The organism is Segetibacter koreensis DSM 18137 (assembly GCF_000374045.1).
Lineage (GTDB): Bacteria > Bacteroidota > Bacteroidia > Chitinophagales > Chitinophagaceae > Segetibacter > Segetibacter koreensis.
On the sequence record NZ_KB893323.1, the window covers coordinates 35,445 to 59,476 of the forward strand.

General features: G+C 33.7%; 16 protein-coding genes. 13 read left to right on the top strand and 3 right to left on the bottom strand.

Annotation, left to right across the window (positions count from 1 at the left end; genetic code table 11):
* Nucleotides 1–159 precede the first annotated feature (159 nt).
* The 12 genes from B154_RS0109875 (at nucleotide 160) to B154_RS0109930 (ending at nucleotide 13,285) form a co-directional block, all read left to right on the top strand.
* Nucleotides 160–1,950: an ABC transporter ATP-binding protein gene (locus tag B154_RS0109875; protein WP_018613821.1), complete on the top strand. Its 1,791-nt coding sequence runs from the start codon at nucleotides 160–162 to the stop codon at nucleotides 1,948–1,950.
* Between the two features lie 41 nt (nucleotides 1,951–1,991).
* Nucleotides 1,992–2,762 carry a DEAD/DEAH box helicase family protein gene (locus tag B154_RS0109880; protein WP_018613822.1) on the top strand — a complete coding sequence of 257 codons (771 nt, stop codon included), beginning with the start codon at nucleotides 1,992–1,994 and terminating at the stop codon, nucleotides 2,760–2,762.
* A gap of 123 nt (nucleotides 2,763–2,885) precedes the next feature.
* Nucleotides 2,886–3,824, top strand: coding sequence for a glycosyltransferase family 2 protein (locus tag B154_RS0109885; protein ID WP_018613823.1), 939 nt, complete (start codon nucleotides 2,886–2,888; stop codon nucleotides 3,822–3,824).
* 28 nt (nucleotides 3,825–3,852) lie between these two features.
* Nucleotides 3,853–5,001 (top strand): glycosyltransferase family protein, encoded by a 1,149-nt coding sequence (locus tag B154_RS0109890; protein ID WP_018613824.1) that lies wholly within the window; start codon nucleotides 3,853–3,855, stop codon nucleotides 4,999–5,001.
* Between the two features lie 27 nt (nucleotides 5,002–5,028).
* Nucleotides 5,029–5,679: a CatB-related O-acetyltransferase gene (locus B154_RS0109895; RefSeq protein ID WP_018613825.1), complete on the top strand. Its 651-nt coding sequence runs from the start codon at nucleotides 5,029–5,031 to the stop codon at nucleotides 5,677–5,679.
* Nucleotides 5,672–6,853, top strand: a complete 1,182-nt coding sequence (locus B154_RS0109900) for a glycosyltransferase family 4 protein (RefSeq protein ID WP_169337655.1) — start codon at nucleotides 5,672–5,674, stop codon at nucleotides 6,851–6,853. Before B154_RS0109895 ends, B154_RS0109900 begins: the two co-directional genes overlap by 8 nt.
* Nucleotides 6,854–6,856: 3 nt before the next feature.
* Nucleotides 6,857–8,089, top strand: coding sequence for an O-antigen ligase family protein (locus tag B154_RS0109905; RefSeq protein WP_018613827.1), 1,233 nt, complete (start codon nucleotides 6,857–6,859; stop codon nucleotides 8,087–8,089).
* Nucleotides 8,089–9,003, top strand: coding sequence for a glycosyltransferase (locus B154_RS0109910; protein ID WP_018613828.1), 915 nt, complete (start codon nucleotides 8,089–8,091; stop codon nucleotides 9,001–9,003). The genes B154_RS0109905 and B154_RS0109910 overlap by 1 nt, the downstream gene beginning before the upstream one ends.
* Before the next feature lie 10 nt (nucleotides 9,004–9,013).
* The gene (locus B154_RS0109915) at nucleotides 9,014–10,039 is read left to right on the top strand and encodes a hypothetical protein (RefSeq protein ID WP_018613829.1); all 1,026 of its coding nucleotides are present in this window, start codon (nucleotides 9,014–9,016) and stop codon (nucleotides 10,037–10,039) included.
* Nucleotides 10,040–10,175: 136 nt separating this feature from the next.
* The gene (locus B154_RS0109920; RefSeq protein ID WP_018613830.1) at nucleotides 10,176–11,288 is read left to right on the top strand and encodes a glycosyltransferase family 4 protein; all 1,113 of its coding nucleotides are present in this window, start codon (nucleotides 10,176–10,178) and stop codon (nucleotides 11,286–11,288) included.
* A gap of 144 nt (nucleotides 11,289–11,432) precedes the next feature.
* Entirely contained in the window at nucleotides 11,433–12,203 is a 771-nt protein-coding gene (locus tag B154_RS0109925) for a WecB/TagA/CpsF family glycosyltransferase (protein WP_018613831.1), read from the top strand.
* On the top strand, nucleotides 12,200–13,285 hold the full coding sequence (locus B154_RS0109930; RefSeq protein WP_018613832.1) for an NAD-dependent epimerase/dehydratase family protein: 1,086 nt from the start codon (nucleotides 12,200–12,202) through the stop codon (nucleotides 13,283–13,285). Before B154_RS0109925 ends, B154_RS0109930 begins: the two co-directional genes overlap by 4 nt.
* A 333-nt stretch (nucleotides 13,286–13,618) precedes the next feature.
* On the opposite strand, the gene B154_RS33330 is transcribed toward B154_RS0109930, so the two are convergent.
* The 3 genes from B154_RS33330 to B154_RS0109945 form a co-directional block, all read right to left on the bottom strand.
* The gene (locus B154_RS33330) at nucleotides 13,619–17,386 is read right to left on the bottom strand and encodes an Ig-like domain-containing protein (protein ID WP_018613833.1); all 3,768 of its coding nucleotides are present in this window, start codon (nucleotides 17,384–17,386) and stop codon (nucleotides 13,619–13,621) included.
* Between the two features lie 810 nt (nucleotides 17,387–18,196).
* The gene (locus B154_RS0109940) at nucleotides 18,197–19,291 is read right to left on the bottom strand and encodes a glycosyltransferase family 1 protein (RefSeq protein WP_018613834.1); all 1,095 of its coding nucleotides are present in this window, start codon (nucleotides 19,289–19,291) and stop codon (nucleotides 18,197–18,199) included.
* Between the two features lie 134 nt (nucleotides 19,292–19,425).
* Nucleotides 19,426–22,617, bottom strand: coding sequence for an Ig-like domain-containing protein (locus tag B154_RS0109945; protein WP_157580638.1), 3,192 nt, complete (start codon nucleotides 22,615–22,617; stop codon nucleotides 19,426–19,428).
* Nucleotides 22,618–23,012: 395 nt separating this feature from the next.
* On the opposite strand from B154_RS0109945, the gene B154_RS0109950 reads away from it, so the two are divergent.
* On the top strand, nucleotides 23,013–23,861 hold the full coding sequence (locus B154_RS0109950) for an Lcl C-terminal domain-containing protein (RefSeq protein WP_157580641.1): 849 nt from the start codon (nucleotides 23,013–23,015) through the stop codon (nucleotides 23,859–23,861).
* Nucleotides 23,862–24,032 lie beyond the last annotated feature (171 nt).

Here is a 24,032-nt window from a genome sequence, read left to right on the forward strand (position 1 = left end):
AAAACCAAAAGGTTAGGAATAAATTTCTTAAATACACAGAAAACTAAAAAGAGTAATACAATCATCACGCATGTAATGTATCTTATTTATCTTCGTGCTTTAAAAATACTTAAATTAAATATATTTCATACTAATTAAATCGTTCGTCAATTTTAAATAATGCAACTTAAATTTCAAAATAATTTCATCGGCTATTTCAAGTTTTACTATAGTATTGTTGGTAAAAAACTGCTAATAGCTATTTCCCTAAGTATTCTGGTTACATTATTAGATGGAGTGGGATTATCTATGTTTATGCCTCTGTTAAAGGCAGTATCAGGAGATGCAGGTTCTACCAAAGAATCTATGGGCCAATTACATTATGTAACTGACGCCATTACAAAAATGGGCTTCCCCTTAACTTTAAATACCGTTTTGGTAATCTTAGTGCTTTTATTTTCTATAAAAGGTGTTTTTAAATTTTTAGAGCAGAATTACCAGGCAGTAGTAATTCAATTTTTCATGAAGAGAGTCCGTCATAAACTTGTAGATGGATTAGAAAAACTTTCTTATAAGGGATTTATTAAGTTGGATGCAGGTAAAATACAGAATATTTTTATTGCTGAAGTGCAAAGAATGTCGCAGGCTGTAAGGTTTTATTTAAGCTATAGCCAATCTTTATTTATGCTCGCCACTTATGTAATACTTGCTTTATTAGCAAATTATCAATTTGCGATACTGGTCGCAGTTAGCGCCGGCCTCACTAACTTGCTGTACAGGCGTATTTACAAAGCAATGAAAAATGCTTCTTTTGAAATTTCGAAAAGAGGCCATGACTTCAACTCTTATATGATACAGGCAATTAATTATTATAAATACCTTAAGTCAACAAATTATCTTGGCAAGTATTCGCGTAAGCTTGAGGACGTAATTAATAAAACAGAATACCTTAATAGGAAAACCGGCTACTATGGGGCGATTACTACTGGCCTGCGAGAGCCAATGATTCTGTTTATTGTAGTCTTTGTGATTTACATACAAATAAATTGGATGGGTGGAAATATGGGGTCAATTATTCTTAGTTTGATTCTATTTTACCGGGCTCTTAGCTTTTTAGTCAACCTTCAGACACAGTGGCAAAGTTTCATTCAAAACACTGGTGCAATGCGTACCGTAGCAGATATTTCTGAAGTCATGACCACGGAGTGTGAAGTTCAGGGCGCTAAAACGTTTGAGACCATACAAAAAGAGCTACGTATAATGAATACGGACTTATCTTATGGTAATAATAAAGTTTTAAATAATGTAAATATAACCATTCCCAAAAACCATACAATTGCTTTAGTTGGAGCAAGCGGGTCGGGTAAAACGACTCTCGCCAATATTATAATAGGGCTTATTTCTCCTGACTCAGGAAGAGTATTGATTGATAATATTCCCCTTACACAGTATAACCTTGACAGTTATAGAAGCAAAATCGGTTATATTTCACAAGATTCGGTTATTTTTAATGATAACATTTATAATAATGTCACCTTTTGGGCAGAGCCAACAGCTGAAAACGTTCAACGTTTTTGGGAAATTATAAAAATGGCTTCTTTAGAGGAGTTTGTGAGCAATCAACCGGACAAAGAAAATACGCGTTTAGGAGATAATGGTATATTAATTTCCGGAGGACAAAAGCAAAGAATATCTATAGCCAGGGAAATGTATAAAAAGGTGGAGATATTAATCTTAGACGAAGCGACTTCGGCCTTGGACTCCGAAACAGAACATATCATACAAGAAAATATTGAAAATTTACATGGTCATTATACAATGATTGTAATTGCGCATCGTTTATCTACAATAAGAAATGTAGATACCATTTATTTATTAGATAAAGGAAATGTAACGATTTCAGGTGATTTTGATTTTATGCTCGAAAAATCTGAAAAATTTAAACGAATGGTGTCCTTACAGGGTCTTTAGTATCTTAAATAAGTAACAAGCAATTAATTGTATAAAATGTAATGGCAAAAATTGTTGAAATAACAGGTTCCCCTGGCGCTGGCAAAACTACCATTTACCGTGAGATGGAAGCAAGAGCAAGGAGGAATAAAAAATATAATTGGGTGCCGGGATATTATTTATACCCAAGAGAAAGATTAATGATAGAAGAAAGGGGTTTCTTAATTTCAAATCTTCTACGGCAGGTAGCAACAGGACGGCGCAAAGTTGACATGGCTGCAATGATAGAAGCTGGTGAAAGATTTATTGCATCATATCCTGATTATATGGATGCCTGTTGGAACAACATCAATTGCACTCAAAAAAAAAACCTTAATGGTTTAGATTTAAGATTTCAAAAAATATCATATATCTATACAGTAATACAAAAAATTCAAACCTTAAGAGAACAAAATAGTGATAAAATTGCCGTTGTAGATGAAGGATTGATTCATTTTCTAACTACCAGGCTGTATAACAGAGAGTATGTAGGAAATGAAAAAGAGGAAATTGTAAACTTATTGCAAATAATGCCTTTACCAAATGCTGTGATATCAATTGAAACAGATTTAAAGGAAAATACTAAACGACTTATGCAAAGGAAAAAAGTAATACCTATGCATAAATCATTAGTAATTTCTCAGCTTGAAAAAATAACTTACCTAGATCATAACATTCGTGCAATTGTCAACGATGCCCTGGAAGATATGGATATACCATTTTTAAGAATTGATTCAACAGATAAAGTAGCAAACAATGTTGACAAAATAATTGATTTTGTAGAAAGATTATAAAAAATATTCTATTTGTCAGCATTTAAATATTCACTCTGTTGGCAATAACAATAAAACCTTAATAAACTCTTTCCTAACTTTTGCTTTCTTAAGAATTAATATTGCATATAAAGAAACTTATTCATGTTTTCTATAATCATACCTTGTTTTAATAGTGAAAAATTTGTAAGAAGGGCTGTTGAGAGTGCTATGAGACAAGCGAGATCAGGGTATGAGATAATTTTGGTCGACAATAATTCCTCTGACAATACTTTAAGTATACTTCAGGAATATTCAAAAAATTATCCATCAATAATTAAAGTATTGCACGAACACAAGAAGGGAGCTCCTGCAGCAAGAAATAAAGGATTATTGGAGGCAAAAGGCGAATGGATTCAATTTTTAGATTCAGATGACGAACTTCTGCCCGATAAAATAGAACGCCAGATAAAACTTGCAGAAAAGTCTAATGCAGATATTGTAGTTGGAGATAGTTATGTATATAAAGTAGTTGAAGGAGAAATAGTTACAAGTATTCGCTCTGCTGAAAGCAGTAATATTTGGAAAGGACTTTTAACATCAAAACTAGGTATAACATCTGCTAACCTGTGGAAGAAAAAGAATTTACTGGAGGTAGGTGGATGGAATGAAAGTAAAAGTTCTTCCCAGGAATATGATTTGTTATTCAGATTGTTAAAAAAAAATGCTCGCGTTAGCTTTTGCCCAACGCCTTTAACAATCATACATATGAATGTAAATTCGATTTCGAATAGCAAAAATGATAAGAGAATTGTTGAAATTCTCGATAACAACCTTCATTTACGTACAGAAATAAAAGAATATTTAAAATCAGAAGGAAAACTTACAAAAGAACTGAACCAGGCCGCAGATATGTTTATTTATATAACCATGTTGAGATATTCAACAATTGCTAAGGTGTTTTTTGAAAAAGGAATCATACCTGAATATATCAGGAAAACCATGAAAGAAACAGCATTAGACCTTCCGGTTATTTTTTTAATTAAAGTCTTTACCAGACACACAATAACTGAAATTAGTAAACTGTTTAAATCTAATAAATAAACATCCTCTGTTTTTAAATTCTATTGCATTGAAACCAGCTATTGTCGTTGTTACATATAATCGTCCGGCCTCGTTAAGTAGATTACTCACATTTTTATCTAATTCAACTTTTACGTGCGCTGACATAACATTAATTATTAGCATAGACTATCAAGACACCCTGCTTCATAAAGATGTAGTAAAGATCGCAGAGGGTTTTAATTGGGAACATGGATGTAAGAAAATAATTGAACATAAAAAAAATTTAGGGCTTAAGGCACATGTGCTAAGCTGCGGTGATTGGTCAGAGTTGTATGAGGCCGTAATAGTTTTAGAAGATGACATAGTTGTATCTCCATACTTTTACGATTACGCTCTTCAAACACTCGAGATGTATGATAAAGACAAAAATATTGCAGGCATATCTTTATATGCTTTTCAGTGGAATTCAATAGCTGCAAGATCTTTTACTCCCGCGGCGAACGGTTACGACGTATATTTTTCTCAAAATGCTCAGTCGTGGGGGCAGGTTTGGTCTAAAAGAATGTGGGCCGAATTTAAGGAATGGTATCTAGCGCATAAAAACGATGAATTTGATAAAAACTTACCTGATAATGTAAGGAGCTGGTCTGATAAGTCTTGGCTCAAGTACCATATTTGGTATTGTTTCGACCAACACAAATATTTTGTTTACCCATACGTTTCATTATCTACTAATCACAGTGATCTGGGTGTGCATCTGAAAGGTGAAAATACAAACTTTCAGGTACCTCTTTTAACAGGAAGAAAAGCACATTACGATCTTCCCGCATTTGACACTGCCTCCTGCAAGTACGACGTTTTCTTTGAACGAAATGATATAGCGTCTTTTCCTGGTATTGAAGATGGCGAGATATGTATCGACTTGTATGGAAAAAAAAAGAATAGAGAAAAAAGAAGATTTTGGCTGACTTGCGAAGTTGAAAACTTTAAAGTAGTTAAATCTTTTGCCTTAGAACTAAGGCCACACGAGTTAAATATAATATTTTCTATTCCTGGTTGTGAAATATTCCTTTATGATACTGAAGCTATTGCTAACAATAAACTCAAAAAAAATAAGTTAGAGGCAAAAAGAACTTTATACGATATAAAAGAAGTTCCATCCCAACAACTTATTAATGTTTTAAAATTTAGATTTTTAAAAAAAATAAAAAGATAAATAATATTCTATCAACACCGAATTAAAATGTATTTCCTAAATAAAGTAATCGGATTAATAAAAGCATGTTTTACCGGAAAAATTTATATAGATGGATTTATTGCAAGTGCAGATAAAAGTGAGATTGACAAAAAGACTAAAATTATTAAACCATATAAAATACATCATGCCACCATTAAATTGGGAACATATGTATCAACAAATTCAAGAGTCTCTTTTACAGAAATAGGTAAATTCTGTTCTATTGGACCGAATTTTTTTTGTGGCTATGGTATTCATCCTATAAATGGAATTTCTACCAGTCCTGTTTTTTATTCTACACAAATGCAGGCTGGTTTTTCGTATAGTAAAAATGACAAAATAGAAGAACGAAAGAAAATAACTATAGGTAACGACGTTTTTATAGGAGCTAATGTTACCGTATTAGACGGTGTTACCATAGGCAATGGTGCAATTATAGGTGCAGGAGCAGTTGTAAGCAAAGATATTCCACCATATGCAATAGCGGTAGGCACACCAATAAAGATCATTAAATATCGATTCGAACCGGAAATTATAGAAAAATTACAAAAAATAGAATGGTGGAATAAAGACGAAAAGGTATTGAAAAGTGTTGAGAAATATTTTTTTGAGGTAAATAAATTTATTGAGCTGCTAGAAAATTATGAAAATGGATAATAACAACAAGATGTCAGTTGTATTAGAAACCTGGTTTACAGGACATCGGAGTGAATACATTGCTCATTTAATGAGATTTATAAATTCAAGACCTGATCTGCACGGAAAATATATATTTATACTGAATGAACGATTAAGATCATTATTAGGTGAATTAATTTCGTCGTCAAATTACTCCGTTGAATTTATAGAAATAAACAAACACCCTCGAAATTACATTTCAAAAAGTTTTTGGGAATGGAATATAGTAAGTCAAATAATTAGCAGGCGAGGAAATATAGGGGAAATAATTTTTATGGATATAGATAGCAACTTAATACTCGTATCTTCTCCAAAATTCAAAAAATTTAATTTAACGGTTAAAGGAATATTATTTCAGCCGTACGTACATTTTGAGGAAATAAAAGGAGGATTTTCTTTTTATATAAAAAAGGTTTTTAAAAATTTTCTCCTGCAAAAATTTGCTGTGCTTTTAAACTCAAACATTCGCAAAATTTTTATTCTCAATGATAAAAATACTGTGAATATAATGAACAAGAAAATAAAGCCTGTTTTTTACAACTTACCAGATCCTATAGAAAATGTCAACAACGGCGCTTCTGATAATTTTAAGAATATAATTGACAAATACGGCATTAAAAACAATAACAAAAATTTGCTGGTATTTGGAAGTATTGATTATCGTAAAAATTTAATTAATATAATAGATGCCTTAAGGCTACTTCCATCCGAAATAAAGAAAAAAGTTCATTTAGTCATTGCAGGAAAAATTGGTACTGAAATGCGAGATGAATACATACCACATATCGAAAAATATAAAGACGAAATAAGCATTAGTTACAATGACACGTTTGTAAATGCAGAAGAAAGAGAACCATTATTTAAAAGCTGTGATCTTGTTTTGATGCCCTATAGAAATTTTTATAGCGCAAGCAGTGTGTTAGGGCACGCTATTAGCTACAACAAAAATGTAATTGCACCTAACAAGGGATTGTTAGGAAAAATTGTTAAAGAGAACAAGATAGGAATTGTCGTAGACCCATTGAACCCTGCAGCGATAAAAGAAGCAATAAATCAAGTGTTGTCAAATCCATCAAAATATGCCTACGACAGTAAAATGCTGATGGAGGAGTATAGCGCAGCAAATTTTAGCAAATTGATTTTATTAAATTAGAAGATGTTCACATTAAAAACATATAAGGAAATATTCCACTTTTCAGTTAACTTCTTTTCAATATTTCTGCTGATTACTTTTATTCCTGATATCTTGCATTTTGATCCTATGATAGCAAGATTGGGATATTGGGGGGTAAAAGTTTTACTGGCAATATGGGTTATTTTAAAGACTAAAAGAATTTTGTTCAGTTTTTCCCGATGGGAAACTTTAATCATCATTGTTTATCTGATATATGGGGTTAATATATTTATCGACGTCTTTTTAGATCCTCTTGCCGTTAGTAAAGGAAATACCGGATTAATGGATTTTGCAGGTTTTTCTGTAATAATAATCCTCATGTTGTCATTCCGTTATTACCCCGATTTGGCATCGGAAAAATCGTTTTGGTTTTTCGTTGCCACCTTAACAATAGGATTAATACTATCTTATTTTTTTGCTATTGAAAATCTTACATTAGATACTACCAATGTAAGATATGATGCTAATTCAACCGTTAATTCTATAGGCTATGGTCAAATGGGATGTACTTTGTCACTCATCTCACTATTTGGAATAATTAGTTATAAAAAGCTCTGGTTACGGCTTTTATTTCTAGTGACGTTTGCTATCGGCATGATTTCAATTGCAAAGGCCGGGTCAAGGTCTCCGGTAGTGGTACTTGTAGTGGTAATGAGTTTTTATTTTATGGCGCGGTTAGGTAGTCTAAATGCAATAATTATACTTTGTGTCGTCGCAGGATTAGTATTTATATTTTTAAATCCCATTCTTGATTTACTTACTTCAATGGGTAGTAATCTCGCGGTCAGGCTAACCAGCATGGTTGAAAACAAGGAATCGAGTGGAAGAGAAGAGATATGGACAAATGTAATAGGAATTATTGCTAAGTCTCCTGTTTTCGGTGCCTATTATATAGTACCGTATGGAGCGGGAAAGGGGCTTTACCCGCACAACTTTTTTCTTGAAATTTTTATGGGAACGGGTATCGTTGGAGGTTTGCCTTTTATGGTCTTAGTCTTTGCAAGTGTGACTAAATCTTATAAACTAATACAAAATAATCATCCGTCTACATGGTTAATTATTTTGTACTTGCAAATGATCGTTTTCGGTATGTTCTCCACTTCCCTATCAAGTTCTCAGGATTTCTGGGTTTTGATATTTTACGTAATGTCAATTAAAATTTATGAAAAGAAAAAAATGTCAAGACCATCAACGGTTTTGATGACAACTGAATAATGAGCAATATAACCCTCGCACCCATTTTATTGTTTGCTTATAAACGGTTAGATACGTTAACGAGAACGGTAGCAGCATTACAACAAAATTATTTAGCAAAGCAGAGTGAACTATTTGTTTTCTCTGATGCCGCTAAAACCTCTAGCGATGTAACTGAAATAAATGAGGTTAGAAAGTTTTTAAAGACAATAACTGGTTTTAAAAATATAGAAATATATGAGTCCGATAAAAATAAAGGCTTATCTAATTCTATTATCTCAGGGGTTACTCAAGTAATAAATAAATATGGAAAGGTTATTGTTTTAGAAGATGACTTGCTTACATCTACCAACTTTTTGTCTTATATGAATGAAGGCTTGGAGCATTATAAGACTAATCAGCAGGTTTTTTCAATTTCAGGTTATTCCTATCAATTAAAAGTGGATAATAAAAAAGATATTTATTTTACAAAACGTGGCTCTTCCTGGGGATGGGGCACATGGAAAGAGAAATGGGAAAAAGTAGATTGGGAAGTTAAAGATTACGACGAATTTAAAAAAAGTTCAACGCTACAAAAAGATTTTAATAAAATGGGATCTGATTTGTCGTCGATGCTGAAAAAACAGATGGATGGCAAAATGGATTCATGGGCGATAAGATGGTGTTATCATCAGTTTAAGCATAATCTATATAGTGTTTACCCTAGTGTTTCAAAAGTAAAAAACATAGGTTTTGGAGATGGAGCTACCCACACATTTGACTATTTTAACCGGTATGAAACGAGTTTGGACGAATCCGGAAAGCTGAATTTTATTTTTGGGGATCCGTATATCGATAAAAAAATAGTGAATGCTTTCCTAGTACAGTTTTCTTTGTACACAAGGGCAAAGTACAAAGTCCTTAATACCATAGCACCATTAATAATAAAAAGATAAAGTAAAAGTAATGTCAAATGTTCTTGCAACCTGGATATGTATAGATGATCCTGAAAAGGCTACATACTTCCCTTCTTCAAAAGGTAATTCCGCAGATGTTTCTGTTCAGTCAATTTATTGGCGTTGCGTTGCCGTGTTTATGTATACCGCAAGAAAGTTCAATCCAACATTGAGGTTAGTATTTTTTTCAAATGTTACTGAATTTCCCACGATAAACAATGTTGATTACAAAATTCTGTTCAAAAAATTAAATGTAGAATTTTATACTACTCCATTTGAGTATCAAACGCCGAAAGGCTATTATGGTACCTGGAGCAATCAGTTTTACGAATTTTCAATTCTTAAGTTTATTTCTGATCACCCTGCCTTTAGCAATGAAGATGCTTTTGTTTTACTTGATTCAGATTGCCTGATCACAAAAAACCTCGATAATCTTTTTTCCTCTGTTGTCACAAATGAATGTATTACATACTCCATAGACTGGTATGGTTCGACGTATAAAATAAATGGAAACAGCAGAAGTGATATGAAGTCTATTTTTGAAAAGTTGCAAGGTTTCGAAATGGACGTTATTCCTGTTTATCATGCAGGTGAGTTTCTGGGAGCAACAATAGCATCTATTAAAAAATTAATGTCGGTTTTTTATCCTACCTGGGAAAAATTATTAGATTTTCATAGGAACAATATGCCGCGCTTGCATGAAGAAGCCCATGTACTAAGTTATTTGTACTATAAATGCGGGTATAAAGGAGGGCAAGCAAATGACTATATAAAAAGAATGTGGACCGATTTTTCAGCATATAGAAATGTAAAACCAGGGGATGAAAATTATATGATCTGGCATCTTCCTACCGAAAAAAGATTTGGTTTTGAAAAAATGTTCTACTTCTTAAAGAAGATTGATTTTGACGTACACATATACTCCGAGCAACAGCTTATAAAGTATATGAAAAAGGTATTTCAAGTGCCTAAAATATCGTATGATAAGTACGTGTATTTTTTGCTTAAGAAAACAGTAAAAAAATTAGTAAAATAAAATCTTAGCGTAGGTACCCTTAAATAGTATGCTATAAACATACCCTTCTTTTTTAGAATTTTATTTAAAAAAATTATAGGTTCTCCAATAACCTAATTATTATACTATCATTCAAAATACTCATATACCGGAACAATTGAAACCTAAAGTACTTTTCATTCTTCATTTTCCCCCTCCTGTTCACGGCGCTGCTATGGTAGGACAATTTATAAAAAGAAGCAATATTATTAATGAGAATTTTGATACCGCTTATATAAATCTCTCTACCTCTACAACGGTTAATGAAGTAGGGAAAGGTGGGATAAATAAAATAATCTCAACATGTAAACTGGCAGCAAAAGTTATAAGAGCATTATCGAAAGTAAATTATGATTTATGTTACATGACCCTTACAGCTAAAGGATTTGGATATTACAAAGATTTCATTATAGTCGTTATTCTAAAAATATTTAGAAAAACGATCATATACCATTTTCACAATAAGGGAGTTTCGACCAGGCAACAGAATACATTAGATAACTTGCTTTATAAATTTACATTCAATGCAACCAAAAGTATTCTTTTATCATCATTATTGTATACTGATATTTCAAAGTATGTAGACAGAAAAGATATTTTTGTTTGTGGAAATGGAATTCCTGAAATAGAAAATAAGGTTCTGACTGAAAAAGAGGCCGTTGATTCAAACGATAGGTGTAAACTATTGTTTCTGTCAAATATGGTGGTTGAAAAAGGTGTTTTAGTATTGTTGGAGGCGTGTAAGTTATTAAAAGAAAAGAACCTGAACTTTGAATGTCATTTTGTTGGAGATTGGGCCAGTGTTACAGAAGAAATGTTCAACGAACTAATATCAGAAAATAATCTGTCAAAGTATATCTTTGCACATGGAAAAAAATATAACGATGAAAAGCTTTACTTTTATAATTCAGCCGACATTTTTGTATTTCCAACCTTTTATCATAACGAATGCTTCCCATTAGTGCTGTTGGAAGCCATGCAATTCAATCTGCCGATAGTATCAACAAATGAAGGAGGAATTGCTGAAATAATTTCTGACGGAATAACAGGGTTTATAGTGCCGCAAAATAATTCACGTGAGCTTGCTGAAAAACTTGAATTGCTTATTGAAAACAAGGAATTAAGATTGCAAATGGGGAAGGCAGGAAGACTGCGTTTCCAAAATAAATATACATTAAACCATTTCGAAAATTGCTTATCAGATGCTCTAAAAAAGGCATTACCATCTTAGATATAAGCAATTTTTATAAATTTTTAGGAATATTATGTTTAATTTCTAAAATATTACCAAAAAAATGAAAGTTTGTATGCTATTTGCTTGCTATGCAAAAAAATTACTTTTCGAAGTTTAACGCACCAAATTTTATTAAATAATATGAATTTTAAAAAACAATTATTTACGGTTAACTATACTATTACCGATTACGACGAAGCTTCTAATCTCATTATCGAAAAAGCTTTGTCTCATACAAGTTTTGGTGTTACTGCTTTAGCTGTACATGGATTAATAGAAAGTGTTAAAAGTAAGCCTTTCAGACAACTTCTAAACAAGTTAGACATGATAGTTCCTGATGGGCAGCCTGTTAGATGGGCACTTAACGACTTCCACAAGGTAAAACTCAAAGATCGTGTCGCTGGTCCTATATTAACTGATCATGTATTGGCAAAAGCTAATGAAAAGTCTTTAGGAATATATTTATATGGAAGCACTTCTGCTACATTAGAGAAAATGATAGAAGTAATCAGGCAAAAATATCCAAGAATAATTATTAGTGGCACTCATGCAGACCGTTTTAGAGAAGCAACTGCTGAAGAGGATATCGCTGATATACAAAAAATTAATGCAAGTGGCGCAGATATAGTATTAGTGGGAAGAGGATGTCCAAGGCAGGAAAAATGGGTAGCCAATCATTTAGGATTGATTAATGCTCCCATGTTAGCAATAGGGGCCGCGTTTGATTTCATAGCGGGCAATATAGTTCTCGCTCCTAAATGGATCCAGGATTCAGGTTTTGAATGGCTTTATCGTTTGGTACAGGAGCCTAATAAATTATGGAAAAGATATCTCACAACAAATACACATTTTATTTTTTTATTTATTTCATGTAAACTAGGAATTCGTAAAATTAATTTTGACAATTTATGAAAATAGCACTTATTACCGGCTCCGGTGGTTTAATCGGAAGTGAATCAGTATCCTTTCTCGCAAATAAATTTGACCTGATCGTAGGAATTGATAATAATTTAAGAGCGTACTTTTTTGGAGGCTCTGCTTCAACTGACTGGAATGTGTCAAGAATTCAGAATCAATTCTCGAATTACAAACATTACAACGTAGATATTAGAGATTATGAAAAATTGGGTGATATTTTTAAAGAATATAACACGGACATTTCTTTAATTATACATACTGCTGCTCAACCAAGTCACGATTGGGCTGCAAAAGAGCCACTTACAGATTTTACAGTAAATGCAAACGGGACAGTGAATATGCTTGAACTCACCCGTTTACATTGCCCAGAGGCCGTTTTTGTTTTCACATCTACAAACAAAGTGTACGGCGATAATCCCAATTTCCTACCTCTTGTCGAAAAAGAATTGCGTTGGGAAATCGAAGAAACGCATCCGTTTTATAAAGAAGGGATTGACGAATCGATGAGCATAGATAATTGTAAACATTCAGTTTTTGGTGCTTCAAAAGTTGCTGCTGATATCATGGTTCAGGAATACGGACGGTATTTTGGAATGAAAACAGCAGTATTTCGGGGAGGTTGTTTAACTGGTCCTAATCATTCTGGCGCGCAACTTCATGGCTTCCTTGCTTACCTGATGAAATGTGCTATCAATCATCAGCACTATACAATTTTTGGTTACAAGGGTAAACAGGTCAGAGATAACATTCATAGTTATGATCTGGTAAACATGTTCTGGCACTTTTATAATAATCCAAAAAGTGGAGAGGTGTATAATGCAGGAGGAGGTCGCTTCGCCAACTGTTCGATGCTAGAAGCAATAAATTATTGTGAAGAAATTACGGGTAACAAACTAGATTATTCGTATTCAGAAGATAATCGCATAGGAGATCATATTTGGTATATTAGCGATGTATCAAAATTCAAAAGTCACTACCCTTCCTGGAATTATACATACGGTATAGAAGAAACTTTACAGGAAATGTTTACTTCTTTTACTAAACGCTCTGCGGTTAAAGATGCAGTAGCAGGTTAATAAAATAATAAGAATATTGAATTTACTATTTGGTCTTTAATTAAGGCTGGGTTAGATTTTAAAAAAGTTTACTGAATTTAATCTTCAGTAAACTTTTTTGTTTTTGTAGAACTATAAGAAGTAAAGTTTAGGGTAGTTCGACAGAAAATGACAGCTGGAAAGTAGCTATCGCTGGAGACACCAGGTAAGCTACCATAAAAAAAGCCCAAAGATGATTATACTTTGGGCTTTTAAAAATTCGCACTCGCATTACAACATCACGAGTAAAGGTTACATCAGATTTTTGCCATGTTTCAAACAAGGTAACCAGGTCGACTATATTATTATAGTCACTTACAATTTTACAAATTGTTGACTCAGAACTTTATTTTCACAAACAACTTTGACAATATATACTCCATTGTTTAAAGATGATACATCTATCTGAGCAACATGATTTGAACTATTAGATTGTACCGTTTTTATTACACCACCTGAAACAGTTATAATTGATATCGTTAATTCTTTGTTTTGAGGCAGACCATCAGTCGAGATATTTAAAGTACTACGGGTAGGATTGGGACTCAATTTCAACAACTCCTGCCCGTTAAAAGGATTTGGCTCACCCTCAGTTGTGTCGATTAGACTTTCTCCTGAAGATGGTCTGCTACTTGCTGATTTACCTCGCGATTCCACTGAAAATCTTACTACGTCAGATGTAGTGGAAACTCCTTTGTCATCTATGGCTTTAGCAGTAATTGTATAATTTCCAACCGGAACATTCTCCCAAAAATAGCGATAAGGGTACCAGTACTCGGTTCTTAACAAAGTTCTTCCGTTATAAAACTCAACTTTACTTATCCTTCCCCCATATGCTTTCGCTCTTGCAACCAAACGTACTGTTGTTGGTCCTTTAAATTTCCTATTATTATTAGGGTCTGTGATATTTACTTCCGGAGGTTTACTATCTTTTTTTGCTAAAACCGTAAAAGAAACACCTGCAGAGGTTGCGATTTTCCCAGAATTGTCTATCGCCTTTGCCGTAAGTGTATATCTACCCGCGGTCACATTTTTCCATCTGAATGAGTATGGATAGGCATGTTCAGTGTATAGTAATCGTGAACCATTATAAAATTCAACTTTACTTATTGTTCCGTCTTTATCACTTGCCTCAGCAGTTACGTTTACTGTAGCAGGGCCAAAGAACTTTGAATTGTTATATGGATCAGTTAACTTAACTGAAGGAGAGGAATTAGTTTTCCCGTTTACAGTAATGTAAACTTTTGAAGATGTAGATGAAAGTCCATTAATATCTGTTGCCTTAGCGGTAAGTGTGTAACTACCCGCCTTCACATTATTCCAATTGAAAGTATAGGGAGCACCCATTTGAGTTTCTAATAATGTTGCCCCATTATAAAACTCGACTTTCTGTATTTTACCGTCGCCTTCAACTGCAATAGCGTCAACTTTAATTGTTAAAGGTCCGGAAAAAGAAGCCTCATTTACAGGAGTGCTTATTTTTACCGTTGGGCCGGTCTTTTGGCGAGGAGACCCTCCATCTTTTATTAAAACTGCAGAAGTATAAGGCTGCAATGTTATACTATTAGAATATTTGGCATTTTTCGCATCAACATAATTACCGTCTAATGCAACCGTTTTATCTATTTTACTTGGATTAATGACAAACTTGATAGAATCATTTGGATCTGTTATAGCTGCTTCTGCTTCGTAAAACTGTATATTGTCTATATTATAAGTTTTTTTAGCGTCTACCAGAAAGACAAGCGACGCTGAGTTATCAGCAGCAGTAGGAGTAAACATCATTTCGTTGTTGTTGCGACCTGTGCTTATGATGCGATACTGATTTAATGTTAAAGGCTTGTAATTAGAACCTCTGATATATGACGCTATACTCATAGTTCCGGTACCTTTTACACTATATCTTAAAATATATTTTTTAGAAGGAGAAACAGCTCCTACATTTAATATAAGTGCTGAACTTTTGTTTGTAGGCACCACTTTTAAATTGCCTCCATCCAGCACTTTCGAGTTATCCCAGACAAGTTTACAATTATTTCCAAATACCTTTATGTCTGAACTACTATTAAAGCTTCCAAAAGAATATTTATTTTGACCTATAATATTTTTGACCTTGTACGGCGCTAATTTTTTAGCACTTACTCTTGACGTTCCATCTTTTCCATACTTTTTTTTCCAGTCTTCCAGATCCTGGTTAGCTCTTGTCTCATTCCGGCTATTTTTGAAAATGGTGCTAAAAATTATTGCCCGATCATTTATTGGCCTTGCGTAATAATTACCATCTAATTTTCCTATCCTCCTTATGTCGTTGTCATCAAAATTGCTGAGAATGGCAGAAACCGGCTGATCTTCAGTTTTAGAAAAGAAAATATTATTAGTAATTGTTTGATTTTGGAAGCCTCCATGTGCATCATGCTTCATATGAAGCTGTCCCCATTCATTATTATATAAAGTATTGTTCTTTACAACAATATCTCGGGTGTTGTGAAGATAAAGGCCCTTGTTCGAATTCGCAATTGTATTGCTGGAAATTTCTAAGCCGTTTACATAACCATCCAAATATATACCGTCAGCAGAAGAATTGGGTGTATTAGTACCCGCCCCAGCTCCTATTCCATTCAGTATAATATTCCCTGTTATTTTTCTTGCAGAATTTGGAGTATTAGATTTATTATAGGTATAAATTCCACCGCCATCGTCTTTTACAAAAGCAAAAGTGTTAATATAATTGTTTTTTACTGTAACGTGATCTCCGTTCATATTTATCCCTATGAACCCAGAATTGATAACCTCGTTGTACTCCACCAATCCATTAGTATTGATTCTGATACCTGCACCCTGCCCCTCACCGCTTTGGCCCATTCCTGCTACGGTATAAGAATTTTTTACGATATTATTTCTAACAACGGCGTAATTGTTAGAAAGACCGGCTGCTATACCATTGTTATAAGAATCTGAAACAGTACAATTTTCAATATTGAAGTATGCGTGGCCTGCAACATTTACTCCATCTATTCCTGAGGAAAGAACATCGCAATTTTTTACCTGAATGTTATTCCCCCTATTAATATCAATTCCGTATTTATTCGCCCCTTTAAAAGTCAAGTTATCAATAACTACGTAGCTCTTTTTAATAGAATATACTAAATTGTTAATCGAAGATGCTTTTACTGTATAGGAAGATGGAGAATTTGATCCGAAATACATGCTTAACTTCTTAGTCGATGGGTTGTAATACCACTCCCCTAACTGGTCTAAAGTTTTAATGCTATTCTGAATAAAATATCCATAATCATTTTGCGCAGTCTGTCCTATGTAGTTTATGGTCGTTCCTGAATGAGAGGTAATTTTACACCTATCTATTTTCCAATGCGCCTGACGCAAAACTAATTCCGCTCCCGTCCAGTTTGGACTTGATTTTAATTCCCTATCAATAATCTTTTTATTACCTGCATGCGATTCTAATATTAAATATCCCTTATTAGGAGCGTCAAGATTAGGAAAACGTCCCATCGCTTTTAGTGCATCATTCAAAAGAACTATATTCACTTCCAAACCTAATAAAGCATTAGGACTGCAATCATAAACTCCTTTGTAAGAAGGATTTTGTTTCCAACCTGACAAGGTAACCAAAGAAGTTATAACAGGTTTACTACCAGTACCATAAGAACCGATAGTAATAGGAGACTTTGCGGTACCAGACTGACTTACAGTAATTGATCCATAAAAAGTTTCTCCTCTTTTTAATAAAACTGCATCACCAGGGTGAAGACTGGGGAAAATAGAGTTGAGTTTATTCAAAGTTTTCCAAGGCGTAGAAGGGTTTTGTGCCTGATCTGAAGACCTTAAATCATTTCCGGAATTATTAGAAAAGTAATAAGTTACCGGCTTGCCATTATTGTTTCCACCCTGATTATTATTATTGTTTCCACCAGAGTTTTTGTTGTTTCCGCCGGCCTTTTTGTTATTCCCGCCTGAATGTTTGTTTTTACCGTTAGCATGTTTGTTATTTCCGTTAGCATGTTTGGTAGCAAAAACATGCTGCAAAAAACATAGAGATAGTACAAATAAGAGTGTTCTCATAATAAATTGCAATGTGTGCTTAAAAAGTTAATAAAACGCTGTCTCTTGTTATACAAGCAAACACTGATTTTTATAAAGGATATTAAAAAAACTGGAGCAATCATTTTTCAATCGGAGCGAAGGTATAAGCCAAAACGCATAAGTTTAAAAGGAACGCAGAAAAAGTTATCCACATTTTAATATATAACACTCTAGTTATAAGGTCATTAGAGATGTAAGTACATAAGAATGTAACAAGAAGACGTTTCTTACTCTTTCTTGTAGTGGACAATTTAGAAAACCAGCAAAATGCCGGTTTAAAACATTCAATTTACAAAAGACAGGTAGATTAAAACTTCAAAGTGAATTCTTGAGTATAAACTTCAACAATTCTAAAAAATTTACGACTTAATTTAATCTCTTCTCCGACTAAAACAAAATCTGTACCAATTAAAGAATAAAATTGCTGTTTAAAATTTAAGAGAAAAGTTTGGTAATTTTTTTAGAGAATAAAAGAAGTCAATTAACACGTTGGACCTTATAGTTAACAAAATATATATGACAAATTAAATTAATAAAAAAATAGTACCGAATAATAATATTTTTCCACACGTTAGATCTAAAAATTGGTATGGATTTTAGTAGAGGGGGAGTTTCTGAAAAAACAGGTGTATTCGGGCCTTAACACTAAATATACAATGACGAGATCTCTTAAGGTAAACGAAACGAAGGCTTTTAGCGATTTCCGATTTACCTGACAGAAATAGATTATTTAAACTAGCAATTAAACCAAGAGGAAAGTTTGATTAATATTACTCAAATTAATAATCCTCAAAATCTTTCTGCCAATCTTACAAAACGGCCGGCAATAGCAGTAGGGGAATAAAATTCAAGTGCCCACTGTCGTCCTTGAGTAGATATCTCCTTTAAAATATTGGGCTCATCTTTAAGCCTATCAATAGTTGATTTATAATTGTCTAGATCTACTCCTACATAATGTTTAAAATTGCCTGGCTGCTCCGGCAAGCATATTCCATACTTTTCAAAATCTATATGAAAAGCCACTGCTCCCGAAGCTAATGTTTCCCAAAAACGCCAACTGTCCCACTGATTAATTCGTCCTGGAACAGATATATTAAGCTTTTCAAAAGTTTTGGAGACTAGATAACCAAGAATACTACTTTGATTTTTAGGAAAAGGAGATAAAAAATATCCGCCAAAGCACGCACACGCTTTAACTGATTTCAACTTTTGATAATAAGTAGGATAATGCCTCCTTCCAGTCTGCTCCCACATCAACTTGTCGTAAGATTCTGCTAAAAGATCTTTCTCGTCAAATTTATTGGTAGATTCATCAATATCCAAAACTTCACTAATAAGTGGTCTGAATTCTTTAACCATTACTCCCCGTAATGAATGTTTAACTCTAAAGTTGAATAGTATGCTATTATTTCTACTTTCGAAAGAATCAACTCCTTCACACGCTCCTATGATTCGGTTCGATAGTCCAAAAACAGTAGGATATATATTACCCGGATAGACACAAAAACTATTATAATGTGCTTTTAATATAACGTCGAAGTTTCTAAATTCTTTTTTAAAACTTTCTGTTCTAATTCCATCAGCATGGTCTAAGTAAACAGTTAAGTATTTTCGGTTCTTCTTAAACAAATTTGGTGGAAGTTCATGACCGTAAGAAAACCAGCCATTATTTAAAACTACGGCAGAACAATCATCAGGGATAACATCTTTGGAAGTTTGAAATAAAAAAGAATTTCCTTCATACTTCCAGTAATTAATGTTGGAATAACATTTTATCCCAATAGCAGATAAACCTTCGGCTAAGGTAATAGCACTATGTTGAAAGGCGGCCTTATCTGGAGAAGTATAAGGCACACAATAAAAATAAACACTTTTTACAGTCATAAATAAGCTCCAAATATAAGAATAATACCTATTTACATTTTTTAATCAAATACCATCCTTAGTTAACACTAAAAAGGAGCATCTTAATGATGCCCCTTTTTTAGTGTTAGCTTTATACATTTATAACACCGTTGCTAGTTCGTTTTGCCTTTAATAAAACTTTTATTAGTGCTAAAGCCTTCACCTTTAAGGGTTATTATAAACATACCAGTATTTAGTGAAGAAATATCAACTTGCAAAGTTTTACCTGAAACAACTACAGGGTAGCTTTTTAATATACTTCCGCCTATATTTTGAATTGTCAATGTAGCTTGCTGCTGACTTTGAATTTCATCAAAACTTAAATTAATTACATCAGTTGCAGGGTTAGGGAACAATTTAAAATTAATTGTTTTAGAAGCATTATTGCCTGCAATCTTTTGAATTAAGTCAGTGCTATCATTATTTATAGTAGTGGAAGATTGATTATTATTTGACCTGCTTGAGGTCACATATATTTTTACGCTCGACGATGTGGTGCTAAGACCTTTGTTGTCTGTAGCTTTAGCGGTAATTGTATAAGTACCTCCGGGTACATTACTCCAGGAGTAACTGTATGTACCATTGTACTCTGTATGAAGAAGTTTACTTCCGCTAAAAAATTCCACTTTGCTTATACTACCATCGGCATCGGTTGCTTTAGCAAGCATATAAATCGTTGAGCCGGTTTTATAACTCGCATTATTGGTTGGGCTGGAAAGACTTACAGTAGGGGCTTTATTTCCTGTTGACGTTCCTACATATATCTTGGCAGTTGAGGATGTCGTGGTCAGACCTTTATTGTCTGTTGCTTTTGCGGTAATTGTATAAGTACCGGCAGGTACGTTACTCCATGAGTAACTATAGGTGCCATTATACTCAGTATGTAGTAATTTAGTTCCGCTGTAAAATTCAACCTTACTTATAGAGCCATCAGGATCTGTTGCTGTAGCAAGCATATTTATAGTCGATCCACTGCTATAACTTGCATTGTTTGTTGGATTGGTAAGACTTACACTTGGCGCTTTATTTCCGGTTGAACTTCCAACATACACTGTAACACTTGACGAGGTAGTAACTGCGCCATCATTGTCCGTAGCTTTAGCAGTTAAAGTATAAGTTCCGGCAGGTAAATTGCCTAATGAACAATTATATGGAGCGCTGGTCTCTGTTTTTATCAGGGTACTACCTTTATAAAAATCAACTTTACTTACTGTTCCATCATTATCAGATGCAGAGGCACTTATGTTAACTGTAGCCGGTGCAGTAAAACTTGAATTAGTAGCAGGACTTGTAATACTTACATTAGGAGCAGTATTTCCTGTAGTTACTGTTCCGTCTTTTATTAAAACCGCAGATGTAAAAGGCTTTAAGGTTATACTATTCGAATACTTTTGGTTTCTGGCATCAACATAAGTGGTATTTAAAGAAACAGTTTTATCCGCTTTGGTTGCATTATATACAAATTTGATATTATCGTCCGGATATTGTTTAAATGTTTTTTCACTTAATTTGGAGTTAGCATCTTTTGAATAGGTGGATTTCCAGACAGGCAAGTCTGCCATGGTTTTTTTCTGGTTAGATTGATAAAGATAAATAGTTGCATTAATCAGCGCAGATGGATTAATAGGTCTTGCATAAAAATTATAATCCATATTTCCGGCTGACTTGATATCAGCATTATCAAATCTGCTTAGTACAGCCGTAACCGGCTGATCAGAAGTTTTAGAAAAGAAAATGTTATTGGTAATAGTTTGGTTTCTAAAACCTCCGCTTGCATCATGTTTCATATGCAGCTGTCCCCAACCATTATTATAAGAAGTATTATTGGTTACAGTAATGTCTCTATTATTATGAAGATAGATACCACGGTTAGAGTTGGCGATTGTATTACCAGAAATTTCTACACCGTTTATGAAACCATCAAAATAAAGACCGTCAGCAGAGGAGAAAGTTACACTAGTACCTTCGTGTGCTCCTATACCATTTAATATAATATTACCTGTTACTTTTCTACCGGTATTATTAACAGAGTTAGAAGCATTATATGCATAGATTCCACCACCATCGTCTTTTACAAAACAAAAAGTATCAATATAATTATTTTTTACTACACAATAATTACCCCCCATAGCTATCCCCAAAAAGCCTGAATTAGTAATCTGGTTATACTCCGCTAGACCATTTTCATTTATTCTGATTCCGGCACCCTGTCCATCACCACTTTGGCCCATTCCGGCAACAGAGTATGAATTTTTCACAATATTGTTTCTAACAATTGCATGCGGATTTGAACTACCGGCCGAAATGCCATTGTTATATGAGTTTGATACGGTACAATTTTCAATCGTAAAATAAGAATGATTAGAAAGACTTACCCCATCTTTTCCTGAAAAAAGAACATCGCAGTTTTTAATTTGAATGTTGTTGCCGCTATTAATATCAATACCGTCTTGATTTGCTCCCTTAAATGTCAAATTATCAAATATAACATAACTTCTGCTTTTTGAATAAATTAAATAATCAAGGGCAGATGCTTTTACAGTATAAGAAGATGGAGAATTAGAGCCAAAATACATGCTCAGTTTTTTTGTCGATGGATTGTAGTACCACTCTCCTAACTGATCAAGAGTTTTAATACTATTTTGTATAAAATAGCCATAATTATTTTGAGCATCATTTCCAGCATAATTTATAGTGTGTCCGGAATGAGAGTTGATTTTATATCTATCCAGCTTCCAGTGACAAGGTCTTATAACCAATTCAGCTCCTGTCCAGTTTGGAGATGACGATAATTCATTATCAGTGATCGTATTAGTTCCATGAGACTCCAACGTTAAATATCCTTTATTTGTCGCGTCAGCATTAGGATATCTCCCCATGCCTTTTTCAACATCATTTAGCAGCACAACGTTAACAGCCGCGCCAAAGGCTGAGTTAGCGCTGCATTCATAAACACCTTTGTATGAAGAATTTGCTGTCCATCCTGAAAGGGTAACCAGGGAAGTGATCACCGGCCTGTTTCCAGTTCCGTAGGCACCAATAAGAATAGGCGAACCGGAAGTACCGGATTTATTTATCGTAATTGATCCGTAAAATGTTTCGCCCCGTTTAAAAAGTACAGCGTCACCGGGATTAAGACTACTAAAAAAGGAATTAAGTTTATTGATTGTTTTCCATGGAGTAGAAGGATTTTGAGCCTCAGATGAACTTCTGGAATCATTTCCTGAAGAAGTCGAGAAATAATAAGTTGTGGCCCATGCAGAGTGTAGAAAAAAAACTAAAAGTAAAGTTAATGATGCCTTCATAAAGTAGAATTTAGCATGTTTAAAAAAGAAATATGGAAATAAATACCCATATTTATTAAATAATTTAAAGAAACCTGCAACTACCAAAATCCATGCCATTAAAAGTTTAATCTGAAAAATATTTTTACAACTTATTAACAAAAACACGGAGAAATTTTTGCAAGTCATTAACAAGGTGTGGCTATAAATTTGAAAAAGGAGTACAACCTTTAGGGATTTGGAAATGTAACATTTACAATAGCATCAGCATTTTAAAAACTATAACTAGGCAAAAAATAAAATTTAATATATATGAACAATAATCTTTTTAAAGATTTCGTTAAGTTAACTTGCCTTCCTTTTATAATTCGCTTATAATAATCATGTCACCAGTATTCTAAAAAATAAAAATTCAAATGATGAGTATAATTAAGATGTACACAGTTATTGTTATTGCCTTTTTTTCAATCTTTTTAGTTAGTTGCAGCAAAGATCTCAAGGGGGATCAAAGCAAACTTCCAACTCTTGTTGCTGATACTTCTGTTACTATAATAGGAACAACTACCCCTAATGCTGTAATTAAAGCGAATGTAACTTCAACCGGAGCGTCTCAATTAACAGAACGTGGGGTGTGCTATGATACTTTACCCAGTCCTACAGTTTCAAAAATGGTGGTAAAGTCAGATAGCGCAACAATGGGAGCGTTTTCACTAAAGCTAAACGGCCTTGGTCCTAATACAAAATATTATGTGCGTGCTTACGCAACTAACAGTTCAGGCACAAGCTATAGCAACGAAATCACTTTTTCTATTCCTCCAGTTAAAATAGGAGACGAGTTTAAAGGAGGAATTGTTTTTTACCTTGATGCAACAGGCCGCCATGGATTGATTGCAGCGAAAGCCGGTAACGATATTTCAGGCGTATGGGGATGTGCTGTCGATGTACCGGGTACAAAAACAGAAATAGGTAGCGGAAAAGCTAATACCAAAGCTATTTTGGATGCCTGCGGAAATACGGTGAATGTTGCTAAACTATGCGACGATTCAAAATGGTATGGATTTACTGATTGGTATTTACCATCAAGAGATGAATTAGCTGAAATGTTTAAGTATCGTGATCTAATTGGTTTTAATAATGCACCACGTTGGAGTTCGTCACAAACAGATGCAAATACCGCCTGGTCTCACACTTTTGATGCCTCCGGTACTACAACCTCGGTAAATAAAGCTACCGTACAAGGCGCACGTCCTATACGGTCTTTTTAAAGTCATAAATTACTATCGGACTTACACTAAAAAGCTGTCTAAAAAGGACAGCTTTTTTTATAATTTGACTTTTAAGTTCCTCGCCAGACAAAACGAAGTGTTTAAAATTATCAGAAGCTTTAAAATAAACAATAGCTTAACTATTTCAAGAATAACTTAGCTAAAAAATAG

Coding starts and splice junctions, on each gene's coding strand:
- B154_RS0109875 (WP_018613821.1), top strand. CDS start 160: ATGCAACTTAAATTTCAAAATAATTTCATCGGCTATTTCAAGTTTTAC.
- B154_RS0109880 (WP_018613822.1), top strand. CDS start 1,992: ATGGCAAAAATTGTTGAAATAACAGGTTCCCCTGGCGCTGGCAAAACT.
- B154_RS0109885 (WP_018613823.1), top strand. CDS start 2,886: ATGTTTTCTATAATCATACCTTGTTTTAATAGTGAAAAATTTGTAAGA.
- B154_RS0109895 (WP_018613825.1), top strand. CDS start 5,029: ATGTATTTCCTAAATAAAGTAATCGGATTAATAAAAGCATGTTTTACC.
- B154_RS0109900 (WP_169337655.1), top strand. CDS start 5,672: ATGGATAATAACAACAAGATGTCAGTTGTATTAGAAACCTGGTTTACA.
- B154_RS0109905 (WP_018613827.1), top strand. CDS start 6,857: ATGTTCACATTAAAAACATATAAGGAAATATTCCACTTTTCAGTTAAC.
- B154_RS0109910 (WP_018613828.1), top strand. CDS start 8,089: ATGAGCAATATAACCCTCGCACCCATTTTATTGTTTGCTTATAAACGG.
- B154_RS0109915 (WP_018613829.1), top strand. CDS start 9,014: ATGTCAAATGTTCTTGCAACCTGGATATGTATAGATGATCCTGAAAAG.
- B154_RS0109925 (WP_018613831.1), top strand. CDS start 11,433: ATGAATTTTAAAAAACAATTATTTACGGTTAACTATACTATTACCGAT.
- B154_RS0109930 (WP_018613832.1), top strand. CDS start 12,200: ATGAAAATAGCACTTATTACCGGCTCCGGTGGTTTAATCGGAAGTGAA.
- B154_RS33330 (WP_018613833.1), bottom strand. CDS start 17,386: ATGAGAACACTCTTATTTGTACTATCTCTATGTTTTTTGCAGCATGTT.
- B154_RS0109940 (WP_018613834.1), bottom strand. CDS start 19,291: ATGACTGTAAAAAGTGTTTATTTTTATTGTGTGCCTTATACTTCTCCA.
- B154_RS0109945 (WP_157580638.1), bottom strand. CDS start 22,617: ATGAAGGCATCATTAACTTTACTTTTAGTTTTTTTTCTACACTCTGCA.
- B154_RS0109950 (WP_157580641.1), top strand. CDS start 23,013: ATGATGAGTATAATTAAGATGTACACAGTTATTGTTATTGCCTTTTTT.